Source organism: Paenibacillus cookii (assembly GCF_018333375.1).
Classification (GTDB): domain Bacteria; phylum Bacillota; class Bacilli; order Paenibacillales; family Paenibacillaceae; genus Paenibacillus_AQ; species Paenibacillus_AQ cookii.
Genome location: NZ_BORW01000003.1, coordinates 235,836 through 258,089, shown reverse-complemented (window position 1 = coordinate 258,089; position 22,254 = coordinate 235,836). Strand labels below are relative to the sequence as shown.

Annotated in this window: 18 protein-coding genes; 12 read left to right on the top strand and 6 right to left on the bottom strand. The window is 54.6% G+C overall.

All coding sequences use genetic code 11. The annotated features are described in order from the left end of the window. Positions 1 to 264: 264 nt before the first annotated feature. The gene (locus tag KI367_RS05805; RefSeq protein ID WP_212948307.1) at positions 265 to 1,650 is read right to left on the bottom strand and encodes an ADP-ribosylglycohydrolase family protein; all 1,386 of its coding nucleotides are present in this window, start codon (positions 1,648 to 1,650) and stop codon (positions 265 to 267) included. A gap of 102 nt (positions 1,651 to 1,752) precedes the next feature. Beyond that, on the bottom strand, positions 1,753 to 2,613 hold the full coding sequence (locus tag KI367_RS05800) for a helix-turn-helix domain-containing protein (RefSeq protein WP_212948305.1): 861 nt from the start codon (positions 2,611 to 2,613) through the stop codon (positions 1,753 to 1,755). A gap of 210 nt (positions 2,614 to 2,823) precedes the next feature. On the opposite strand from KI367_RS05800, the gene KI367_RS05795 reads away from it, so the two are divergent. Beyond that, complete coding sequence (locus KI367_RS05795) at positions 2,824 to 4,248, top strand: extracellular solute-binding protein (RefSeq protein WP_036713957.1); 1,425 nt, start codon at positions 2,824 to 2,826, stop codon at positions 4,246 to 4,248. Positions 4,249 to 4,353: 105 nt separating this feature from the next. On the opposite strand, the gene KI367_RS05790 is transcribed toward KI367_RS05795, so the two are convergent. Then, positions 4,354 to 5,295, bottom strand: a complete 942-nt coding sequence (locus KI367_RS05790) for a DMT family transporter (protein ID WP_036713949.1) — start codon at positions 5,293 to 5,295, stop codon at positions 4,354 to 4,356. A gap of 111 nt (positions 5,296 to 5,406) precedes the next feature. Between KI367_RS05790 and KI367_RS05785 the strand changes: the two genes are divergently transcribed. From KI367_RS05785 to KI367_RS05740, 10 genes are all read left to right on the top strand, one after another. Next, positions 5,407 to 6,318, top strand: coding sequence for an AraC family transcriptional regulator (locus tag KI367_RS05785; protein WP_212948303.1), 912 nt, complete (start codon positions 5,407 to 5,409; stop codon positions 6,316 to 6,318). Between the two features lie 611 nt (positions 6,319 to 6,929). After that, positions 6,930 to 7,952, top strand: coding sequence for an NAD-dependent epimerase/dehydratase family protein (locus KI367_RS05780; RefSeq protein WP_373316205.1), 1,023 nt, complete (start codon positions 6,930 to 6,932; stop codon positions 7,950 to 7,952). Position 7,953: 1 nt separating this feature from the next. Then, complete coding sequence (locus KI367_RS05775; RefSeq protein ID WP_212948301.1) at positions 7,954 to 9,042, top strand: dihydrodipicolinate synthase family protein; 1,089 nt, start codon at positions 7,954 to 7,956, stop codon at positions 9,040 to 9,042. Positions 9,043 to 9,420: 378 nt separating this feature from the next. Beyond that, positions 9,421 to 10,752, top strand: coding sequence for an arsenic transporter (locus tag KI367_RS05770; protein WP_212948299.1), 1,332 nt, complete (start codon positions 9,421 to 9,423; stop codon positions 10,750 to 10,752). Positions 10,753 to 11,119: 367 nt separating this feature from the next. Then, positions 11,120 to 13,240, top strand: a complete 2,121-nt coding sequence (locus KI367_RS05765) for a CAP and S-layer homology domain-containing protein (protein ID WP_212948297.1) — start codon at positions 11,120 to 11,122, stop codon at positions 13,238 to 13,240. Between the two features lie 140 nt (positions 13,241 to 13,380). After that, complete coding sequence (locus KI367_RS05760) at positions 13,381 to 14,340, top strand: ABC transporter ATP-binding protein (protein WP_246536663.1); 960 nt, start codon at positions 13,381 to 13,383, stop codon at positions 14,338 to 14,340. Continuing rightward, the gene (locus tag KI367_RS05755) at positions 14,333 to 15,082 is read left to right on the top strand and encodes an ABC transporter permease (RefSeq protein ID WP_212948295.1); all 750 of its coding nucleotides are present in this window, start codon (positions 14,333 to 14,335) and stop codon (positions 15,080 to 15,082) included. The genes KI367_RS05760 and KI367_RS05755 overlap by 8 nt, the downstream gene beginning before the upstream one ends. A gap of 43 nt (positions 15,083 to 15,125) precedes the next feature. Continuing rightward, positions 15,126 to 15,542, top strand: a complete 417-nt coding sequence (locus tag KI367_RS05750) for a GntR family transcriptional regulator (RefSeq protein WP_212948293.1) — start codon at positions 15,126 to 15,128, stop codon at positions 15,540 to 15,542. Then, the gene (locus KI367_RS05745; RefSeq protein WP_212948291.1) at positions 15,520 to 16,218 is read left to right on the top strand and encodes an ABC transporter ATP-binding protein; all 699 of its coding nucleotides are present in this window, start codon (positions 15,520 to 15,522) and stop codon (positions 16,216 to 16,218) included. The genes KI367_RS05750 and KI367_RS05745 overlap by 23 nt, the downstream gene beginning before the upstream one ends. Next, a complete protein-coding gene (locus KI367_RS05740; RefSeq protein ID WP_212948289.1) occupies positions 16,215 to 16,961 on the top strand; it encodes a hypothetical protein in 747 nt (248 codons plus the stop codon). The genes KI367_RS05745 and KI367_RS05740 overlap by 4 nt, the downstream gene beginning before the upstream one ends. Before the next feature lie 84 nt (positions 16,962 to 17,045). Here KI367_RS05740 and KI367_RS05735 read toward each other — a convergent pair whose 3' ends face one another. Continuing rightward, positions 17,046 to 17,594: a hypothetical protein gene (locus KI367_RS05735; RefSeq protein WP_212948287.1), complete on the bottom strand. Its 549-nt coding sequence runs from the start codon at positions 17,592 to 17,594 to the stop codon at positions 17,046 to 17,048. A 250-nt stretch (positions 17,595 to 17,844) separates the two neighbouring features. On the opposite strand from KI367_RS05735, the gene KI367_RS05730 reads away from it, so the two are divergent. After that, positions 17,845 to 18,705: a MurR/RpiR family transcriptional regulator gene (locus KI367_RS05730; protein ID WP_052147294.1), complete on the top strand. Its 861-nt coding sequence runs from the start codon at positions 17,845 to 17,847 to the stop codon at positions 18,703 to 18,705. A 166-nt stretch (positions 18,706 to 18,871) separates the two neighbouring features. Here the strand turns inward: KI367_RS05730 and KI367_RS05725 are convergent, their stop codons facing one another. Both KI367_RS05725 and KI367_RS05720 read right to left on the bottom strand, forming a co-directional pair. Then, a complete protein-coding gene (locus tag KI367_RS05725; RefSeq protein ID WP_212948273.1) occupies positions 18,872 to 20,497 on the bottom strand; it encodes a DUF4091 domain-containing protein in 1,626 nt (541 codons plus the stop codon). Between the two features lie 48 nt (positions 20,498 to 20,545). Next, entirely contained in the window at positions 20,546 to 21,931 is a 1,386-nt protein-coding gene (locus tag KI367_RS05720; RefSeq protein ID WP_212948271.1) for an ABC transporter substrate-binding protein, read from the bottom strand. Positions 21,932 to 22,254: the final 323 nt, after the last annotated feature.

The following is a 22,254-nucleotide window of genomic DNA, read 5'->3' as shown; positions in this document are numbered from 1 at the left end:
GATTGTGGCTTTGGCCCACAATCTACTGAAGGTGGCAGGCATCCGCCTCGCTACTTTCCTGCAAAAGCGACAGAACAAAAAAAGTTGGACGGAAAACATGACGTTTTTCCGACCAACTTTTTATTTTGGGGACTTATTGGACAGCCCCGTTTTATTTTGGGAGGCGCAGTAAAATAAATACACTGCATGTCGCCCGGCATTCCGGATCCTTTGTAGGGGAAGGGACTTAACCTGTTGAAGCCGGTTTAATGAAAAGCGGGCCTTTTATTCTGCTTGAATTTTCCGAAAAACGTCGTAGCTTCTGCGGGCGCATTCCGAGATGGCGATCGGGTGGAAGCCGCTGACATCCGCATACAACGTATCGTTCAGCGGCGCGGTCCATGACTCGGGCAGCTCTGCCGCTCCATGCAATGCGCCTAGAATCGAGCCGACCGTGGCGCCGTTGCAATCCGTATCCCAGCCGCCAAGCACGGCGGTCGTAATCCCCTTTTCGAAATCGCCTCCGGAATGGATGAGCGCCGCCGCGCATAAGGCTGCATTATTGTTGGTATGAACGGCGTGATAGTGCTTGAAGGACTCCCATATTTTGGCGACCAGCTCCAAGGTGTCTTCCGTTTCCTCTGCGATCTGTACCGCCAAGGCCACATCTTCCGCCAAACGGCAGTTTTTCGGAATTTCGCTTAATCCGATCTCAACGATTCGTTTCACGTCGTTCTCTACGAATGCGGCAGCAATCATAGCCGAACAGAACATCGCGCCATAAATACCGTTCTTCTCATGAGAGAAGGAGGCATCCCTCCAAGCCAGCTCAGCCGCAAGCTCGGGCCGGCCGGCGGCCCCGTAAGCATAGCCGTCGACACGGATTTGGGCGCCGATCCATTCGCGGAACGGATTCAAATAGGAACGGCACCAGCGGATATGTTTTTCCCAATCCTCCGGCTGCTCTCCGTTAATATACGCAGTGACGCGGGCAAAATTCAAGTAGGATTGCGCTTCGGCCGTAAACACCTGACCAAATGTCAAATGCCGGTGCCACAGCTTGCCGACGTCCCATGAATTAAAATCCAGACCGTGCCGCTCAAGCATAAGCAGGCCAAGCACCGTATAACGAATGTCGTCATCGGTTTCCATGAAACAGATGCGGTCCCCGCAGCTGCCCAGACTGCTCCAGCGGGCAATTTCGAGACCGTACTGCTCTTTGGCGGCAGATTCACTCGGCGTATAATGGCGAATCGGCCATTGTCCGGCACCTTCAAACCACAGTTTAATATTGTGCCAGCCCGGTCTGCCGCCCGACCCGTTCATGAAGACGGGAGCCTCCAGCGGCTTGCCCAGGGCGCATCCTGCCGCGCGGCCGAGCCAAGCCCCGTAAAACTTGTCCTGCCATTCGCCTTCGCCCCTGTTGGCGGCAAGCATTCGCGGGACTGCCGGGCGTTCGTTTCGAATCGATTCCAGATCGTTCGGCTCATCATATTTAAAATTCGTGCTTGGTTCTAATTTCGCGAGCTCGCGGTAGACATCCATCAACCGCGTTTCATCGGTGCCTGCAGCGTCAAGATGCTCCGGGAACCCTGCGACGTCGCATCCCTCTTCCCGGCGCTGCGTTATTTCCGCCAAGACCAATTCCCGTAATCCATGCCACTTCGTCATGGGCGTGCTCCTCCTTCATTGGCGGCCAGCCAAATCGAAATTTGCACTCATTATAACTTACATCCGGAAGCCGTGACTTCTCAAATTGTGCAGCCGCCCCTCTCATTTTTTGCTTTCGGAAAAGTTTCCGCCCGATTGCCGATAAGCATTCGGGGACATGCCGACCTTTTCGTTGAAAATCCGGTAAAAGGTTGCCAAGCTTTGAAAGCCGCAGTCGAATGCAATCTCGGCGACGGTTTTGTCCGTGCCGGCCAAATCCCGTTTGGCCGACTGAACGCGCAGCAGCGACACGTATTCCGAAAAATGATAACCCGTTGCTTCCAGGAACGCCCGGCTCACACGCGAGACGCTCAGTCCGAGTACAGCGGCCAGTTCCTTCAGGCTGACCGGTTCGCGATAACGCTGCTCGACCAAAGCGGCCAGCGCTTGCGCATGGCGCGCAGACTGAACCATGCCGCTCCGCTCCTCATCCGTAAGCTGGTCGTTATAATGGCGCAGAAGGCGGCCGCATAACTGAATCAGCGCGCTTTTTGCCATTGCCTGATAGCCCGGGGCTTTCTCCTGAAATTCTTCCGCAACGGCAAGCATCCAGGGGGCAAGCTGCCGCGCTAGCGCCGATCCGCCTGGGATATGATTGCAAAAATGCGCGGCACGATAAGAAAAAGGAAGCAGCAGGCAGGGTTCTTCCTGCAGCAGCAATGCAGCGTCAAAGTTAATGAAAAGATAGCGGCTCGGGTCCGCCGGATCCGCCTGGGCGATGTGCGGTTCCTCGCCATTGACCAGAAACAAATCGCCGGGGCCGGCCTCATACCGTTTATTGCCGAAGAAAAAGATGCCCTTGCCCGACAAGCAGAGGCCGATTTCCAGGCTTTCATGCACATGGGGCGGCTGCCTGTGCGCCGCAGGCGTCCATTCGAAAGCATTGATGGGAATGGGGTTGTCGTACGTGATATGAAGTTTCATCGGGACCTACGCCTCCTGACGGGGATCGCTTTCCAGTAACCACTGAAACGGGCGGTGTCTTGCCTCTCCCGTTTTAACTTGCATATATACATTTTGAAGCATTTTCCATTCAGCCTCAAGCTTCCTTGCATTCAACCAAAAGTTGACAATGAATGTAAATCCGCTAAAATGAAGCTGATGTCTATTCGAACTAACATGGGAGAAATATACATGAGTTATAAATCAGATCGTCCGACGTTCCAGGAACGTTTGGACCATTTCGTGAACGTGATCCGGACGGATATATTAAACGGAATTCGTCAGGAAGGGACGTATCTTCCTTCGGAAAGCGCGCTCGCGAAGCAGTTCCAGCTCAGCAACAAATCGATCCGCAAAGGGCTGGACCAGCTTGTAGAGGAGGGGCTGATCGTCAAAATCGACCGTGTCGGAAGCATGGTCACGCCGCATTCGAAGGAAACCATCACCATCCATTTCGGCTGTCCGCTGTCGCTGACGACCGATTTTATGATCGACGACCTGATTGCCGAATTCAGCCGAAACAATCCGGGCATTCATGTGCGGAGAATCACGCTGAATCCGTTAAATTACGTCCGTTCCGCGGAAGAAATGATCCAGAACGGGCTGCTGGACGTCGTGGCGCTGAACAGCCCGCAGTTTCAGGAGTGGCATGAGCTTGGGCTGACGCCGCTGCTGGAGGGGCTGGCGCCCGACAAAGGGCTGTACCCGATCACGGAAGCGGCCTTTGTCGCAGACGGCAAGGTATATGCACGGCCCGTGTCTTTTTCGCCGGTCGTCCTCTGCTATAATAAGCGGCATTTCCGCGAAGCGGGCATTCCCGAACCCGACAGCTACTGGAGCTGGGACGACCTGATCGGCGTCACGTCGCTGCTCGCCGAAAAACGCGGACGGCACGGCATTTACTTTTTGCCCGCCTCCGAAAACCGCTACTCCATTTTCCTGCTGCAGGGGGGAAAGGGAAGGCAGGAGCTGCCGGACGGCACCAGCCGGCTGCATATGCTCGAAGGTTTGGATAAGCTTCACGAGCTGATCGACAACCGCCTGATCTTCCCGAATTACTGGGCGCAGGGAAACGACGAAACGATCCGTCTCTTCGCGGAAGAGCAAGTATCCGCAATCCTCGCGACGTATTTTAACCTGAACGAATTTGCGCACATGGATTTGGAATACGATATTTGTCCGCTCCCGACGCTCCGTCTGGGCGATCCGCAAAAAACGCTCATGCTGACCATCGGCACCGCCGTGGTCCGCCATTCCCCGGCGAAGGAAGCGGCGATTCGGTTCATGGAGTTTTTATCCTCGTCCGATGCGCAGAGGCTGATCAGGCAAAAAACGATCAGCATCCCGGCCCGCAAGGAAGCGGCCGAAACCGCGGACGGCGCCGGCGGTTTGAATCGCCCGTCCCGGTACTCCATGTACCGCGAAATGTTTCCGTCTTTTGCCTATCACCAGGAAATCGGGCTGAAAATCCATGAGTTAAAAACGTTCAGCCGGTTCCTGAAGGAGTATTGGTCGGGCATGATCGACGTGCGGGAGCTGTACGGCAAACTGGAACAATGGTTGGGCTCCGCGGCCGATCACGAGAGGATCCGGAATGCTGCCGTGAAGCAGCGATAGGCCCAAAAACCGGACTAACGCAGGAGACATCGCGTTTGTGCCCCTTGCCTACGAGGCAAGGGGCATTTTTTGCTGATCCGGAGGGATTCGTTCGCGGTCAACTGGCTAGCGCTTCTGCCGAGCTCTTTTCGTTTGGTTCGTTGAAGGCGGCTTTTTATCCCATGCCAAAACCAACATCAGTCCGATGATGCATGCCGCCCCCAACCATTGGAAACGTCCAAAGGGCTCTTTCAGCCAAAACACCGTCGTTAAAACCGCGGCCAGCGGTTCCAAACTGCCTAGCAGGCTTGTTTCCTTGGGCGAAAGACTTTGCAGGCTTTCGATATAAAACCAAAAGGCGATCATGGTGCCGAACAGGATCACGAATACCAGGCATGCATAGGTTTCCGGCGTAAAGCTGTTCAAGTCGATCTGCCAAGGGGGATGGATCACGCTTAGTCCCAAACCGCCGATGACCATCGCCCAGCCGACGATGACGAGGGAATCGTATTGCTTCAAAAGGGGACCGGCGTACAAGGTATAAAAAGCCAGCGCCGCTCCCGACAAAACACCCCAAAAGACGGCAGCGGCCGGCACGGATAATCGGGAAACGGAGCCGTCGGTCAACAAGAAGAAACAGCCGGCTAAAGCGAGGAGGACGGTCAGCAAATCCTTTCGCGTGAAATCCGTTTGTTTTCGCAGAATTAAATAGATGATAATCATGACCGGCGCTAAATACTGCAACAGCGTGGCGACCGCAGCATTGCCGTATTTAATCGATGCCATGTACGTGTATTGAACCGCAAGCATGCCCAGCAATCCGAAGGCAACGAGCTGGAGGGCCGTCTTCTTATTTTTCCATACGACAAATAGTTGCGAGCGGTCTTTCGCCAACCATTGAACGGCCAAAAGCAGCACGCCGGCGATGAGCAGACGCGTCGTTACAAGCCAATCGATATCGACCGCCGTTTGTTGGAAGAGCTTTTGGGAAACGGTGCCGCTGATCCCCCAAAATACCGCTCCCGTGGTCACGAGAAACAATCCTTTTTTTCCTGATGATTTGTCCATGAACGGGATTCTCCACCTTAAATATAATGATAGTGATATAATAGGTGGAAAATCTGTTTAAATATATCGATATTGAATGAAAAAATATAAGTATATTGAGGTTGTGGTCGTTTGCAGATCAAAAATTTCAAGATTGGCCAAAACTTAAAGGAACTCACCGATCATCGGACGGTCGTATTGCCGGTTGCCTGTTACGAAACGACGATCCATCAAAATATACACGGATATATTCCGCTTCATTGGCACGATGAACTTCAATTTGTCAGGATGGTCCAAGGGGAAGCAAGCTTTCAAATCAATGAAGAGAAATTGATCGTTCGACAAGGCGACGGGCTCTTTATCAATAGCGGCTGCCTGCACATGGCGGAGGAGCTGAATGAATCGGGCTGCGTTTATATCTGTTTGAACGTGTCCCCCGATTTCGTCGTATCGCCAGAGCTTTACGCCACGTATGTAGCCCCTTATATTCAAGCGACCAATTTGCCCTACTTATATATTGATCCCAACACGTCTTGGGGAAAAAACATTTTGGATGCCGTATGGAACATTCATCAGTGGCTTCAACAAAAGCCGCCTTACTTTGAAATCGATATGACGCTAAATCTGGCGCTCATTTGGAAAAACCTTGTCATGAACGGCTTTCAACTCGAGCACGACCCGATGGAAGCGGCAAAGAATCGGCGGATGAAGGAAATGTTAAGCTGGATCGATACGCATTACGCCGAAAAAGTCACATTGGATGAGATCGCAAGAGCCGGCCGATTGAGCCGTTCGGAATGCTGCCGGTATTTCAAACGAATGTTGAATACGACTCCGCTGAATTACGTGATCGATTACAGGATTCAAAAAAGCTTAGTCTTGCTGCAGCAAACGGATTCCAACGTAACGGAAGTCGCCTATAAGGTCGGATTTAACAGCACGAGCTATTTTATCGAAAGATTCAGGAAGTTGAAGAAGGTCACCCCGTTAGCCTACAAAAAATTAAAAATGGATGGTGGGAGCATCCCGGCGAACAAGGGATAAGCGTCATCAGAACTTTCTGATTTCATATTGACACCCCAAAAATTGGGTGTGTATAATCGATGCATCAGAAATACATCAATAGAAAACGAGGTAACGTGACTTTTCTGTATTTGTAGATCAGTCGGGAATCAGGAGGCCGATCATGAAAGCGGCCAAAAGCTCGAACGGGGAAGCGGTGTTTGCGGAGCTGCCGGAACCCGGCGCACAACCGCAGCACGTCAAGGTCCGCATCGATGATTCCTCTATGATGCGGTGCTGATCTGTGCGAGCATTCGCAGCGAAAGCTTGATCAATCAAGGCATCCGTTTCCTGCGGAAACGTGGAAGCGTTATCATCGACGGCGACACCGGCTGCGAATTCGGCCGCAACCTGTTGCTCAGAAAGTAAGCGGGCGTGCACCTCTCCCGCGCGGGCGGCCTTGGACGGTAAGATCCGGATTACGAGCCTGGGCTCGGAGCGGCCAAAGCAGGGGAACCGGCGACGAATAAGGCGAGGAAAACGAGGCAATCCGGCACATGCGCTGCGGCGTCTGCTCTTGCGATGACGGGTTCAGGCACGGCCCGAATCCGAAAACGAAACGGAAACCGACGATGAAAGGAAGGTGGGCAAGAATGAGCATCCATTCGATCGAAGAATTGGAAAACAAGCTGGCGGAACCGTCGGACGAATTGATCGCCGATCTAAGCAAGGTCGACGGAGACATCATGCTGCTTGGGGTGGGCGGAAAAATGGGGCCCAGCATGGCGAGGCTGGCGGTGAACGCCATCCGCAAAGGCGGGCTCAACAAAAAGGTGATCGGCGTATCCCGTTTTTCCAGCGGCGATTTGAAGCGCCAGCTCGAGGACATGGGCGTCCGGACCATCTCTGCCGACTTGCTGAACGAGGAGGAGCTTAAGGCGCTGCCTGACGTCAAAAACGTCATTTTTATGGCGGGCAACAAATTCGGGACGACCGGCAACGAGCATTTTACCTGGGCGATGAATGCGTATTTGCCCGGCCGGGTCGCCGAGAAATTCAAACATTCCCGTTTCGTCGTCTTTTCGACCGGCAATGTGTACCCGTTTACGCCGGTGGGCGGGGGAGGCGCGACCGAGGAAACCGCCCCCAACCCCAACGGGGAATACGGGCAGTCCTGCCTCGGACGCGAGCGCGTATTCGAGCATTTTTCCAGAACATATGGCATCCCGATGTTCATTTACCGTTTGAATTATGCGATCGATTTAAGGTACGGGGTTTTGCTTGAGCTCGCCAAATCGGTCAAGGAAGGCCGGTCGATCGATTTGACCATGGGGCACGCCAACGTCATCTGGCAGGGGGATGCCAATGAAATCGCGTTAAGGGCGTTAAACGTATGCAGCTCGCCTCCGGTAACGATGAACGTGACCGGGCCGGAGACGCTGTCGCTGCGCTGGGTCGGCGAGGAGTTCGGGCGCAGGCTCGGCGTCAAGCCGGTGTTCGCGGGGCAAGAGGCGCCGACGGCCTTGCTAAGCAACGCCTCGAAAGCGATGCAAACGTTCGGCTATCCAAAAGTGTCGGTGCTGCAGATGATCGACTGGATCGCGGACTGGGTGCGTCAGGACGGGGCGACCTGGAACAAGCCGACGCACTTTCAGGAGCGGGAGGGAAAATATTGATATGAACACGACGCCACAACGTTTGAACCCGGAGCTGGCCGCGGCGCTGCATGACGGGCTGGCCATTCCGGCGCATCCCCTCGCCCTCGACGGGCGCCGCCGGCTCGATGAAAGGCGCCAACGCGCCTTAACCCGGTACTATATCGCTGCCGGGGCGGGCGGGATCGCCGTCGCCGTGCACTCCACGCAGTTCGAGATCCGGGACAAGGACGTCGGCTTGCTGGAACCCGTGCTGCGCCTGGCCGCCGAAGAGGCGGCAAACGCCAACCTGAGCCGCCCGTTCATGAAAATCGCCGGCATTTGCGGGCCGGCGGAGCAGGCGGTGGCGGAAGCGGAGCTGGCCTCGCGGCTGGGGTACGATGCAGGGCTTCTGAGCATGGGAGGACTGGGGGAGCTGACCGAGGAACAGCTGCTGGACCGGACGCGGCGCGTGGCCGACGTTTTGCCGGTGTTCGGTTTTTATCTGCAGCCTTCCGTGGGCGGGAGAACGCTCAGCTTCGATTTTTGGCGGGCTTTCGCGGAAATCGACGGGGTTATCGCGATCAAAATGGCGCCGTTTAACCGCTACCAATCCCTCGACGTGGTGAGGGCGGTCATGGAGTCGGATCGCCGGGACGAAATCGCCTTATACACGGGCAACGACGATAACATCGTGATCGACCTGCTGACGAAATTCCGCTTTGAGGTCGGCGGCCGAGTCGTCGAGAAGCGCATCGCAGGTGGACTCCTGGGGCATTGGGCCGTTTGGACGCGGCAGGCGGTAACCATGCTGGAAGAGATCAAGAAGGTGCGCGAGGCGGAGCTTGTTCCGGCCGAATGGCTGACGCGCGCCGCCGAGGTGACGGACAGCAACGCCGCCTTTTTCGATCCGGCCCATCAATTCCGCGGCTGCATTCCGGGCATCCATGAAGTGCTGCGGCGGCAGGGGCTGCTGGAGGGGCGATGGTGCCTGAACCCGCAGGAGGAATTGTCGCCGGGGCAAATGGAAGAAATCGACCGCGTATACCGCCAGTATCCGCATTTGAATGACGACGCGTTCGTCAAGGCCCGGTTGGACGGATGGCTGGGACCGGCAAACATCCATTCATGATCGGCGAAACGAAAGGCTTCAGCCAAACGGCTGAGGTCTTTTTTTGCGTGAAACGTTTGTTGGGGTCATCTGCTCCCATTCTCGCAAATACGCTTGGAAAATAGTAATTTTTCAGGGCAATCCGCCCGGATCGGCCTATGCCATCCCGGGCCGAATGCCGATGATTGACATTAGTAGATTTTGAGAGAACCGTGGCGTTGGCCATGTCGAAGCTCGTTTACTTCACGTATACATACAGTATCACCAGTGACATCCATTTGACGAAACCTAAGGAGGGGGGCGGATGGAGTTTTAATAGAAAACGAGATTCCAGATTTCGAAGCAAAGGAGAGTTGTGCACTGGAAATAACATTTTTAAGTTAGAGATGAGGGTTTAACATGCATGATTTCATGGTGTTGATTACGGTCTGTTCCTTCCTGTTCACCATCGGTTTTATCTTTTGGCGTCCCCAAGTCAACGAAGCGATTCCGGCAACGATCGGCGCGGCCTTGGTTCTGATCAGCGGCAGCGCCACGCTGGCCGACCTGGGGAACATCACGGAAACGATCAGCGGCGCGGCGGTTACGATCATGGCGACCATCGTCATGGCCATCGTTCTGGAAAGCTTCGGTTTTTTCCATTGGGCGACGGAGCTGCTCACCAGGCAGGCCAAAGGCTCCGGAATCCGGCTGTTTTGGCTGACGAACCTGTTCTGTTTTTTGATGACGCTGTTCGTGAACAATGACGGCAGCATTTTGATCACGACGCCGATCCTGCTGATGATGCTGAAAAACATGGGGCTCAAAAACCATCAAAAAATACCCTACCTAATCTCGGGCGCCCTTATAGCCACCGCTTCCAGCGCTCCGATCGGCGTCAGCAACATCGTCAACCTGATCGCCCTCAAAATCGTGAACATGGATTTGTACATGCATACGGCCATGGTGTTCGTCCCCGCAACGCTCGGCCTCCTCCTGCTCACCGTCATCCTGTTTCTCATCTTTTACCGGACCCTGCCGAAAAGGATTCCTTCCCAACCGAAATGGATCTTAAAACCCGGACAGCATCCGCTGCAGCAGCCGCTTCAGCAGGAAGACCGCACCAAATTCATGAGAAATATTTTGATTTTCGTTTTCTGCGTCCGCATCAGTTTGTTCGTCGCTTCCTTCGTTCATTTCCCGGTATCCTTGATGGCCGTTATCGGTTCGGCGTTTCTGCTCGCCTGGCGCTGGTACCGCCTTAAAATCCCCCCTACCGACATGCTGAAAAAAACGCCGTGGTACATTCTAGTCTTCGCCTTTAGCATGTACGTCATCATCTACGGCTTGAACAATATCGGTCTGACGGATTGGCTGATCCGGTTGCTGCAGCCGCTCGTGTCGGGAAGCCTGCTGTACGCCAGCGTGCTGATGGGCGGCCTGCTCAGCGTTTTATCCAACATATTCAACAATCACCCGGCATTGATGGTCGGGACGATCACTTTGACGAATATGGGGCTTGACCCGCTCACGTTAAAAATATCATACTTGGCCAGCGTCATCGGAAGCGATATCGGTTCCCTGCTACTGCCGATCGGCACGCTCGCAACCTTGATGTGGCTGCATATCGTGCGCAAAGGCGGCGTTAAGATCGGTTGGGGCCAATACCTGAAGGTGACAGCCATTGCTATCCCCGTCACCGTGCTGTTTACGCTCATCGTCCTTTCGTATTGGGTCAGCTGGATTTTTTGATCATATCAGAGAGTATAAACGACAGAGCCGTTGCACCCTGATATTGCAAGAAAAACTTCATCCAAAAGCGGTCTGTCTTCTGTGAAGGTGCGTCGGTAATGAACATCACTGAAAAACGAGACGAAAAAGGACCTACGTTTTCGGGCAGGTCCATAATAGAGATGATGGATATAGCATAATCTATGCCGGTACGGCCGAAAAGGAATAGGCAAATTTCCGTATCAGGCACGGGACCATCCGTGACGAATCGAAAAAAAACGGGACTTCAGGCGCTATAGGGCCGGAAGTCCCGTTTTGGTTTGGAAGGAAAATGATGGATTTTGTCGAATATAGAGAACATCCGAAGGAAAGGAAGGAAGATTATTCGATGAATATGAAAAAAAGCGGGCAGTCGTCCTTACGGGACGTTGGAGTGCCGAAGAGAAACGCACAACAGGGAACGCGCGCAGGAAACGGAGGGCTCCGCAAATGGGCGATCATGCCGCTCGTTGCCGCGGGGCTGCTGCTGGGAACGGGGGCGATAGCGACGCCGGCGTTTGCCGCGCAGGCGCTTTCGGCAGGGACGGACCAAGATCAAAGCGAGGCGCTCTCCCATTTGAACGGCGTCCGGGCGAAGGCCGGACTGCAGCCGTTGCAGCTGAGCGGCGTGATATCCAAGGCGGCAAGCCTTCATGCGGCGTATTACAACGCCAATCACGGGAAGAAAACCGAGGGCGCCCATAACGAAACCAAAGGGATGCCCGGGTATACGGGAGCAACCGTAACGGACCGGTTGAAAGCCGCCGGCTGGACGTTTGGTTCGAAGGGGTATTCCACCGGGGAGGTCATGCATTACAAGCAGGCGAGCAGCAAGGATGCGATCGACGGCTGGCTGGACACCGCCTATCACCGCAAAATCATTCTCAGCCCGAAATACAGGGAAGTCGGCTTCGGTTTGGCGGACGGAACGGCCGTGGCCGACTTTGCCGGTTTTTCGGAGCCTGGTCCGATCCAAGGAGGCATCTCGGTGTATCCCTATGACGGCATGACGAACGTCGGGGTCGGTTTTTACGGTCTTGAATCTCCGAACCCGTTGAGCCAATTTAACGTGGATCATTCCGGTTACATCATTTCGGCTACGACGGAACGGGATATGGTTTGGCATGAAGCGCAAATCGCGGACGAAAGCGGCGCGGCGGTGCCGTATTATGAGGAGCTTTACGGCGGGGATACGCTGTTTCTGTATCCCAAACAGATTCTGAAAGGCAATCATACATACAAAATATCGCTTTCCTATCAGATGAAAGGAACGTCCGGGAAGCTGCAAAAGACATGGTCTTTTACCACCGGAAAAGGACATCAATTGGTCTCCGTCCAATCCCGATATTCCGAGCTTGTTCTCAATGAAGGCGGGGAACTGCCGATCGAAGCCGAGGGGATGTATGACGACGGGGTGACGGAACCGCTCCAAACCGGAGTCGGCTACGCCAGCAGCGAGCCCAAAGGGCTGGCCGTCTCGCCGGGGGGCATGTTAAAAGGCGTTAAACCCGGCGATTATACGGTAACGATGACATCGGGGAGCGTTCAAAACCGGATCAAGGTCAAAGTGCTGCCGAAGCTCAAGCTAAAGGAATATCCGGGAACGAATCCCGCCGCGATAACGGATATCGCCGGGCACGCGGGCCGATCCGCGATCGAATGGGCCCTTCGGTCGGGAGTGATGACCGCATCGGACCGCAATCAGTTTCGGCCCGATGCGGCGGTAACGGAGGCCGAATTTTGGACGGCGCTGCTTCGGATGTACCGAGTCGATGATGAGGCTTATGCGCCTGCAAAAAAAACGCATTGGGCGGACGGAGCTTATAAAGCCGCGGCCGATCGGAACATTCCGCTTGCCGGAATCGCTAATAAAACCGCAAGGGACCGGGCGATTACACGTCAAAAAGCGGCCGAAATCATTGCTGCGGCGGATGGGGTGAACTACCCGGAAAGCCAAGCGGTCTGGTACGTCCTTGCGCTCGACTATGTAAAGGGCGTCACGGAGCGCTCGCTGGAAGGCTTCAAGGGAAGCGAGGAACTTACGCGGGGGGAAGCCGCGGAGCTGCTGCAGTATTTGCGGCCGAAGCTGAAAGAGCTTCGCGGCAGACCGGCGGCCGTAACGCCGTCAACCGCGCTGCCGCCGCTGCCGAAACGGGAAGTGTACCGGAAGCCGGATCGGTTGGAGGACTACATGTTCGTCGCGGATTTCCGTGCCGACCGTACGCTTGCTCTTGACGGAAAGTTTGCGGGCCACGCGGGGGAAACGTTGAAAATCATGGTGCAGACCGGGGGAGAGCGGCCGCAGCAGATCGAGGACCTTCACGTTACGCTCGACAAGGACGGCGTTTTCCACCTGGCTGGCGCGGGACCCTATAACGAGGATGCCTTGAACTTGTACCTGGTTACGCCCGAGGCTTATTATTGGATCGATGTCGCTGCCGGAAGCTTGAACGTGAGCCAATATAAATAATGACGGCATGTTGGAAAAGCCGCTCCTTGAAACAAAGGGGCGGCTTTTCCGTATTTTTTGCCGGATTCAATTCGGGCTTTACATCACCGATGTTCTAGTGTACTATCTAACTATAACACTAATACAAAGGGGATGTGAACGTGACGCAATCTCAAAACATACATGAAGAAACCGCCGTGCTTTCGTTAAGGGGCGTGTCCAAAAAAATCGGAGGGAAAACAATCGTCGATCAGCTTTCATTCGACGTGCGCGAAGGGGAGATCGTCGGGCTGCTCGGGCCCAACGGCGCCGGAAAAACGACCACCATCCGGATGATTGCCGGACTGATCCAAATGACCGAGGGCGACGTGTTCGTCCGCGGCAGCAGCATCCGGCACGAATGGAAGAAGGCGATCCGTCATATCGGGGCCATTATCGAGAACCCGGAATTTTATCCTTACATGACGGGTTACGACAATCTGAAGCAATATCAGCGGATGAACGAATGGATCAGCAACGAACGGATCGACGAGGTGGTCCGGCTGGTGGGACTCGAACAGGCGATGAAAAAGAAAGTGAAAGCTTACTCGCTCGGCATGCGCCAGCGTCTCGGCATTGCGCAAGCGCTGCTGCACGAGCCATCGGTGCTTATCTTGGATGAGCCGACCAACGGTCTCGATCCGGCAGGCATCCGCGAAATGCGCGATTACCTTAAAACGATTGCCCGCGAGGAAGGCATTTCGATCCTGGTATCCAGCCATTTGCTGCTGGAAATGGAGCAGCTGTGCAGCCGCGTCGTCGTCATACAGGACGGCAAGCTCGTGACGGTTCGCGCCATCGGCGGAGCATCCGCGGCGGAAGAGAAAAGCTTCGTGCGCGTCATGTTCCGGGTCGGACGTTTCGATGAAGCGAAGCAAGTGCTGGGAAGCCAGGAGCATGCCGAAATTTTGCAGGTCGCGGAGGAGCAAAACGAACTGCTCGTGGCGCTTCGATACAAGGATATTCCGGAGACGGTTACCGCGCTGGGCGCCGCCGGGGTTCCGATTTATCAGATCACGGAGCTGAAGCAGTCGCTGGAAGACGAATTTTTGAAATGGACGGGAGGAAACCGCATTGCTTAGTTTTAACAGGCTTGTCTTAAACGAATGGCTGAAAATGTCCAAAAAACGCAGCTTTTTTATTCCTTACGCGATCATCGCCGTTGCGCTCGTAGCGCTGTCCTGGGCCTTTAAACGCTGGGGAGGGGATATGATCGGTTCCGCCTCCGAATTTACGGCCATGATGTCATCGACGAGCTTCTTCGGTCAATTTACCGCCATGCTGGCTGTCATCTTTACCGCCGGGCTGGTTGCAAGCGAGCACAGCCTGGGAACGATCAAGTTCCTGATGATCCGCGGGCAAAGCCGGGGGAAAGTGCTTGCTTCGAAATATGCAGCGGCGTTGCTCTTTACGCTATCGCTATTCGTATGGCTGATGGCGGTCGGATTCGCTTCCGGCGCGGCGTTTTTCGGAATGGAAGCTGGTGCCGGCGCTTGGCGGGATCTGTGGATCGCGGGAGGCAGCTCTTTTGTGTACAGCATCGTTTACGTGACGCTGGGCTTCATGATGGGCGTGCTCACCCGTTCAACGGGCGCGGCGATGGGCGTCGGCATGGCGGCGGTCGTGTTCAGCAGCTTAACGATTCCAAAAAGCTTTTACAAATACGTGCTGTTCCCGAACGCCGATCTGTCGGTGTACAGCCACGGAGGGCAGCCGCCGATCGAAGGGATGACGCTTCCTTTTTCCATTGCGGTACTGGCGGTATATATGGTCTTGTTTCTTGGCGCCAGCTTTGTTACGTTTAAGAAACGTGATATAGCCTGATGCGGCGAAGGAGCTAAGCTGACGGCGAAAGGAGTCTGTCCACTTGAGCATCGAATTCGACAACAATTTGCCGATCTATCTTCAAATCATGAACCATATCAAAAGACAGATCGTATCCGGCCTGCTCCAGCCCGGCGATAAAATCCCGTCGGTAAGGGAGCTGGCGGCGGATTTGCAAATCAACCCCAACACGATTCAGCGGACGTTTCAGGAACTCGAACGCGAGGAGGTCGTTGAGACGAAACGGGGTCTGGGAAGATATGTGACAAGCGAGGAATCCAAAATTATGGCGATCAAAAAAGAAATGGCCGGAGAACTGCTTCACCAATTCATCCATGGCATGCAGGAGCTGGGGTTCAAAAATCAGGACATCGTGACGATCGTTAAAGAGGCCGTGGCGGCTGAAAGCGGCAAGGACCGGAAGGAGGGGCATCCGGATGGACGCACTTCTGAAGGTTAACGGCGTGTCGAAAAAATACGGCAAAAAACAGGTGCTGGACGGCGTCAGCTTCGATATCGGGCCGGGCCGGCTGATCGGCCTGCTCGGCTCGAACGGCAGCGGCAAAAGCACGCTGATGCAAATTATTGCGGGGCTGACCCCGGCCTCGGCCGGCGACATTTCTGTGATGGGCCGACCGACCGGCAGAGAGACGAAAAGCCTCATTTCCTACATGCCCGACCGCCCGATGACGGAAAGCTGGATGAAGGTGAGGGATGCCATCGCCTTCTACAACGATTTTTATGCGGATTTCGATATGGAAAAAGCCCGCGAGATGCTCGATTTCATGAAACTGGACGAGAAAAGCGGCGTCAGCATCCTCTCCAAAGGGATGAATGAACGGCTGCAGCTGACGCTGGCCCTCTCCCGGAACGTCAGCCTGTATTTGCTCGATGAGCCGATCGGCGGCGTCGATCCGGTGGCCCGCGGCAAAATTTTGGATGCGATCGTCCGTTTTTACCGCGAAGACAGCAGCCTGATCATCTCCACCCATCTGGTAGGGGACATGGAACGGATTTTCGATGAAGTGATGTTTTTGCGGGACGGCCGCATCGTGCTGCATGAGGAAGTGGAAAACATCCGCATGAAGCATGGAAGGAGCGTGGACGACATGTTCAAAGAGGTGTTCGGCGAATGATGAAGCTGCTTAAATACGACCTGAGACGGAACGCGAATTTGCTGCTGGCCGTTTGCGCCGTGCTGATTTTATGCGAACTAGGAATGATCTTGTCTCCCGCTATGCTGGAAGTCAAAATGGTCGTCATCCTTATTGCCAACTTTACGGCCGCCGTTATTTTCATGATCAACAACCTGAGGGTGTTCGACTACAACATCAAATCGGTGAGCCGCAGGCTATTGCCGGTAAACACCCTCTCCTACGTTTGGGCGTCCCTCGTCTACGCCATCTTGAACACGCTCGCAGTCCTGGTGGTTGCTGCCGGGGCGGGAATGTATTTTCTAGGCCGCTTCGATACGTCTTTTTGGGGAGATGCGCTTCATCTTCCCGTATACGTGTGGATCGGATTGGTGCTGGAGGCCGTGATTACGACCGTTTACGGATTTTTGTTTTTTTACGTCGTGATTGCGCTGGCCCGCAGCATCACGAAAAAAGGCGCGTTTTGGGTCGGCCTGCTGCTGTTCCTGGTCCTGTCGGCCGTCATGGACTGGCTGGAAGACCTGCTGTTCGGCCAGGATTCCACTCAGGCGTTCAATCTGGTGACTTTCCATTACGAAAACGGGACAGGCACGATTACGCATGATTCGCTGACCGCCATGGCCGGCTGGAACTGGCTAGGATCGTTCGTTTTCGAGCTGCTGCTTAGCATCGCGTTTCTGTTTGTCATCAAGTGGTGCGTGGAAAAGCGCATCGAAGCAAGATAACCCCATATCGTCAGAGCCTGCCGCGGACGTATTCGCGCGGGCTTTATTTTTTTATGAAAAAATACCGGCTTTGGGCTTCTGCGCTCATTCGCCGTGATTCTGAAAATAGACGTCGATCATGATCAGCGCATCAGCTTGCCCGTTGGAATCGAACATCGTTGAAAACACTACCGTGTCCTTGGTTTTTTCATCCGTTACGGAGGGGTATTCGTCAAGGAACTCCCCTTTGTTAAAATCGTAAATATAATTCAGGTTTGCGCCCGACGGATCGGGGATGTCGTTTTCGCCGTAGAGGTTTCTGATTTGTTCGAGCCGCATGCCGATTTCGGCGCCGCGGGTCGTTTGGTATTGGCCCTGGGTCTTTTCCTCCAGCGTGATCATGGCGACGGAGTCGTTCCTATAGAACACGAGGATGCCCGGTTCGTATTCCCATCGGCCTTTTCCGGCGTCTTTGCCTTTCCCCAGCACCTTTTCGGCATCCGCCCGTTTCATGCCGAAATGCACTTTTTCGCCGCTGGCGGTTTTGATGATGCCCATGTCTTCTTGGGTGAACTTCTCGTCTTCTTTTTCAGTGCCTCCACCGCATCCGCTTAACGCAAAAATCAACAACAGAATCCAACCAAGGCTTTTCAAACTATCCACCACCCGAGCTTTTTTCTAGATTTTACTATATTTAGTTCGATTCGCAACTTGTTTTTTTGGGATGAGGAAAGGGTCCGTTTCAGGGCTGGGGATACGCGCCTCCGCTTGCCAACCGCGTTTGCGACCGGGTACAATAAGATTGACTTAGAGGCGGAATTCACCTTTATATGCACAATAGATGAACATATTCCGGGCGAGCCGTTTTGGAAACGTTGACATGGTACGGGAAGGGGAGGAAAACATGCCGGGCGCACAGGAAATGGGGAAAACGCTGCTGAGCATCCGCAGCCACTTGAACGGCCTGACGAAAACCGAGCAGAAGGTCGCGCATTATATTTTGGAAAACGCCCAGGATTTGATTTACGATTCGGTGACGGAGCTGGCGGAGAAGGCGGAAGTAGGCGAGACGACGGTGCTGCGTTTTTGCCGGAAAATGAAATTCCAGGGCTTTCAGGACTTCAAGCTGTCTTTGGCCCAGGACTTGGTGAAGCCGACCGATCATATTCATGAGGAAATCGCCGAGGATGACGACCCGCTGACGCTGAGCCAAAAGATAATCGGCACGCATCTGCGGACGCTGGAGCAGACGAGGGAGCTTGTCAGCGAGGAGCAGCTGACCCAAGCGATCGACGCGCTGGCGGAAGCCGCGAACGTTCATTTTTTCGGCGTCGGTTCGTCGGGATTGACTGCGGCCCAGGGAGCGCACAGCTTTGCCCGAATCGGCAAAAACAGCATGGCGAGCAGCGACACCCATTTTCAGGCGATGCAGGCTTCCCTGATGAACAAAGGCGACGTCGCCGTTGGCTTGTCCATTTCGGGCAGCACCAAAGACACGATCGACAACCTGAACATCGCCAAAAAGGCGGGTGCCCGCATCATTGCCGTCACAAGCAACGCCCGTTCGCCGATCACGAAAATCGCGGATATCGTCCTGATCGTGGTGGGCAGGGAAAATCCGCTGCAGGGCAGCTCGCTCGCGGCCAAAATGTCGCAGCTTGCGATCATCGACATCCTGAACGTCGCCGTATCGTTAAGAATGAAAGACCAAGCGATCAAATACAGGGAAATTACCGCCAAGGCGACTTCGGACAAGCTGTATTGACTTGCAGGTTTGTCGGGGCTGTTGTCGGCCCCAGGGTTCTCCGGCGTTCAGACAGGCATGAAATAACAAGGCTGTTCCTTCGTAGCTCAAGACTACGGACGGAACAGCCGTTTTTGGTTTGGTCCGCCTTTCGAGGCGCGCAAATCATGACGGGAAATCGATTTGCCTAAGGCGCATACGCCGATACCGCTTCCAGCAGCCGCCGGTAAGCCCGGTCAAAAGCGGCGGGGTCCGTGTCGACTTCCGTAAAACTTTTCATGCAGGAGGCAAGGATGTCTTCGGCAAGCTCCGGGTCATGATCCCGAAGAGTCCGCAGCAGCTCGTAATCCTCCACGCCGGCGCGCATGGCTTCCAGCCTCATGCTGAGAAGCGGGCCGTCGGAACCAGGATACACGATGTGGGTATCTCCGGCAGGTACGCGCCGATCGTGGACGTCGGGGGCAAGCAGCGGATTCGTCAGCTCGAACGGATCTTGGTTTTGAAAATAATAATTGAATCCCCAATGCAAATATCCGTCCAGCCCGTACTTCGCGTTGCCCCAATGAAGGTAACGCGTCTTCAAAAGCGGAATGTCGAGGAAGCGGTTCAAATAATCGCCGCCCGGATTCCAACACGTATAAAACCACAGCGTATCCCCGCAGCTCCGGTAGCGCTCGTAATCTTCCCGGCGGAGCTCGTATTCCTTATTGGTAGGAACCCAGACATCCACGGCTCCGGCAACGCCCGTATCGATGACGGCGTCGATGAGCGGCACCCCGGGCAGCCATTTGCGCACGATCCCCGACAGGATGCGATAGTCCGCGGCCGAAGGCGCGATCGGCTCATCCGCAACGTGTTGAACGAGCAGCGAAAGCCACCCTTTCTTTTCAAGCCAGTCCCGCCATGCGCTCAAATATTGGGACAGAAAGGCGTACCCTTCTCTTGAGGTGGCTTGGATGCCCGGAACTGCATTCAAAACGAAGGTCGGATCTTCCCAATTCACACGTCCGGCCACGTGTCCGCCTTCGATATGGGTAAATCCAAGCTTGAGGAACAGCGTGATCAGCCGTTCCGCTTTTGAGAAGTCAAAGGCATAACGTCCATCGCCAAGGGCTGTGACGTCGATAAAAGAGCCGTTCACCATGAAATGGGTCTGACGGCAGCGCCTCATCGCCAGCCCGTATTGTTCGAGCATCGACCAAAATGCTTCGGACCAGGGCTCAAGGCCATGCCGCTCGGCGATGTTGCGCGACGAAAACCAATTGGCGACGTGGAGCCGCCCTTGGGCAGGAATCACGGCCTTAAATACCTCGATGTGAACGGGGATGACACAGGTTTGACCATCGACCGTCAGGGTGACGTCCCCGCCGTAAATGCCCGGTGCAGCCTCTTCCGGAATGTGCCAGCATAGGTAGTAGGCTTCGGCGGCGTTCCTTGCGGCACACGGCTTCTCGACCGGAAGCAGCGCATCGTACACGCGGAACGGGGCTTGGCGCGTCACGTAAGGAGGAGCCGGCGTCCCGACGGGCACGGTAGATACGTCGATATCGGTATTTTCGTTCACTTGCACGTCCAGCAGCCGGTAGATCTTAAAGCCCGATGCAAGGGCGGAAAGGCTCCGCAGCCCTTTTCCGTTGTCATGAACCGCCCAGTTTAAAACCTTATGAACCGGCAAATCGTTGAAGAGAACCTGACAGCCTGCATAAGAGCCCCGGGCTCCCGCGATTCGAATCTGAAGCTCATGTTCGGAGGGATGCGTGACGGATTGATCGGGATACAGCCATTCGTTGGCGCTAAATACCTGGTATTTCAAGCAGGATTCACCTCTTTATGCTTGAGTTTGCTTAAGCCGAAAGCCGCATCATTCCTTTTGTTTTTTGGCTTCTTTGATCTTGATTTCGGATTCCTCTTTAAGCTGGCGCAAAAACGATGCAATGTCCATGTCCGATTGGGAAAACTTCAACATGGAGCCCCCGATGTCGACGTATGGGTCCCAGGTGCTGATTTTCGCCGGAGGCAAAGCAGGGGACGTCTCGTAAAAGGCGGCAACGTTTTTTCCTTGGAACACCTCCACGTTTTCGCCGAAGTGGCTGATTACGTCTTTATTATTGAACAACGGGGGGGCATCCCCGATTTTGGCGAGCTCCGTCTGATGCTCAGGGGACAGGTAAGCCGCCAGCACTTTGAAGGCCGCGTCCTTATGCTCGCTGTATTTGTTAATGACAAGCAGATTGCTTCCCGCCGGCGGAGCGGATTCTTCCCCGTCCCCCCATACCGGCAGCGGGGCCGCCTCCATGTTCGCGGCAACTTCGGGGTCGCCGACGCCCCAACGCAAATATTCGATCCAAGAGACGATCATGCCTACGTTTTTCTTTGGAAATTCATAATCCTTGCGGGCTTCCGGGTCTTCGTTCACAATGCCGGGAATGCCGTAAATCTTTTTCATCAGTTCAAAATACCGCGTCACGGCCGGCTCTTTGTCGATCAGCACTTCGCCCGTGTCCGGATCGGTCAAGTTTACCGCAAGCTGGGACAACGGAACGGTGACCTCGCCCGAGGCGAGCCCGGGTCCCATCTCCAATCCGCGGTATTGAACCCCGTCGCGTTCCGCGGTCATCTGCTTCGCAAGCTCGACCACCTCGTCCCAGGTCAAACGTTCCGTGGGATATTCGATGCCGAATTTGTCGAACACTTCTTTGTTGTACCAAATACCGTATGGACTGTATTGAATGGGGAATCCGAGAATCCGTCCTTGGCCCGTGCGATCCATCGCGCGAATGGAAGCGACGAGCGAAGGGTCCAGCGCCTTCAGGTCAAACTGGTGTTTTTGAATCAGGTCGTCCAGCGGCTCGATCATGTCCAGCTCGTATAAGGCATCGAGCCCCCAGTTTGCAAAAATGATGTCGGGAACGATTTTCTGGGCATTCAGCTCCTGGAGGGGATCCATCTGGGCCTGGGAATCGACCAGTTCGATCGTCACGTTCGGAAGCAGCTTTTCGATTCCGCGGTACCGCTGCTCGAAGGCATCGGCCCCCCAAGGATACAAAATTTTAATGGTGACCGGTTCATCGGTTGTTTCTTTGGGCGTTTCCGCAGGGCTTGGCGTTGCTTCGGCGCTGTCTTTTGCGGTTTCCGTGGGCGGAGGAGCGCTGCCGGTTGAGCTTGACGAGGAGCAGGCGGACAACGCCGTGGAGAAGAGGAGGAAAAAGGCGGCAAGTATCATTTGATAGCGCTTTCTTTGTTTCATAATCAGGTTACCCCTTTCTGATAAAATCAGAGAGTATAAACTGCAGAGCCATTGCTTCCTGATATTGCAGGAAAACCTTCATCTAAACGCGGTCTGTCTACTGAGAACGTACGTCGGTAGATGTTTTTCTTCATTCAATTCGCATGGCCCTGGACTTTGGCGACAACTTCATTATAGGGAGGGGGATGTTAATTTAGTGTTAAAGGTTCGGATGATCTGGTTGCAGGTCGCTGCTCCGGGGTATACCATGATCATAAGCCTAAGGCTTGCGGGGCGGGGGACCGGGCAACAGCCGAACGGCGGGAATAAACCGGTCCTCTGGT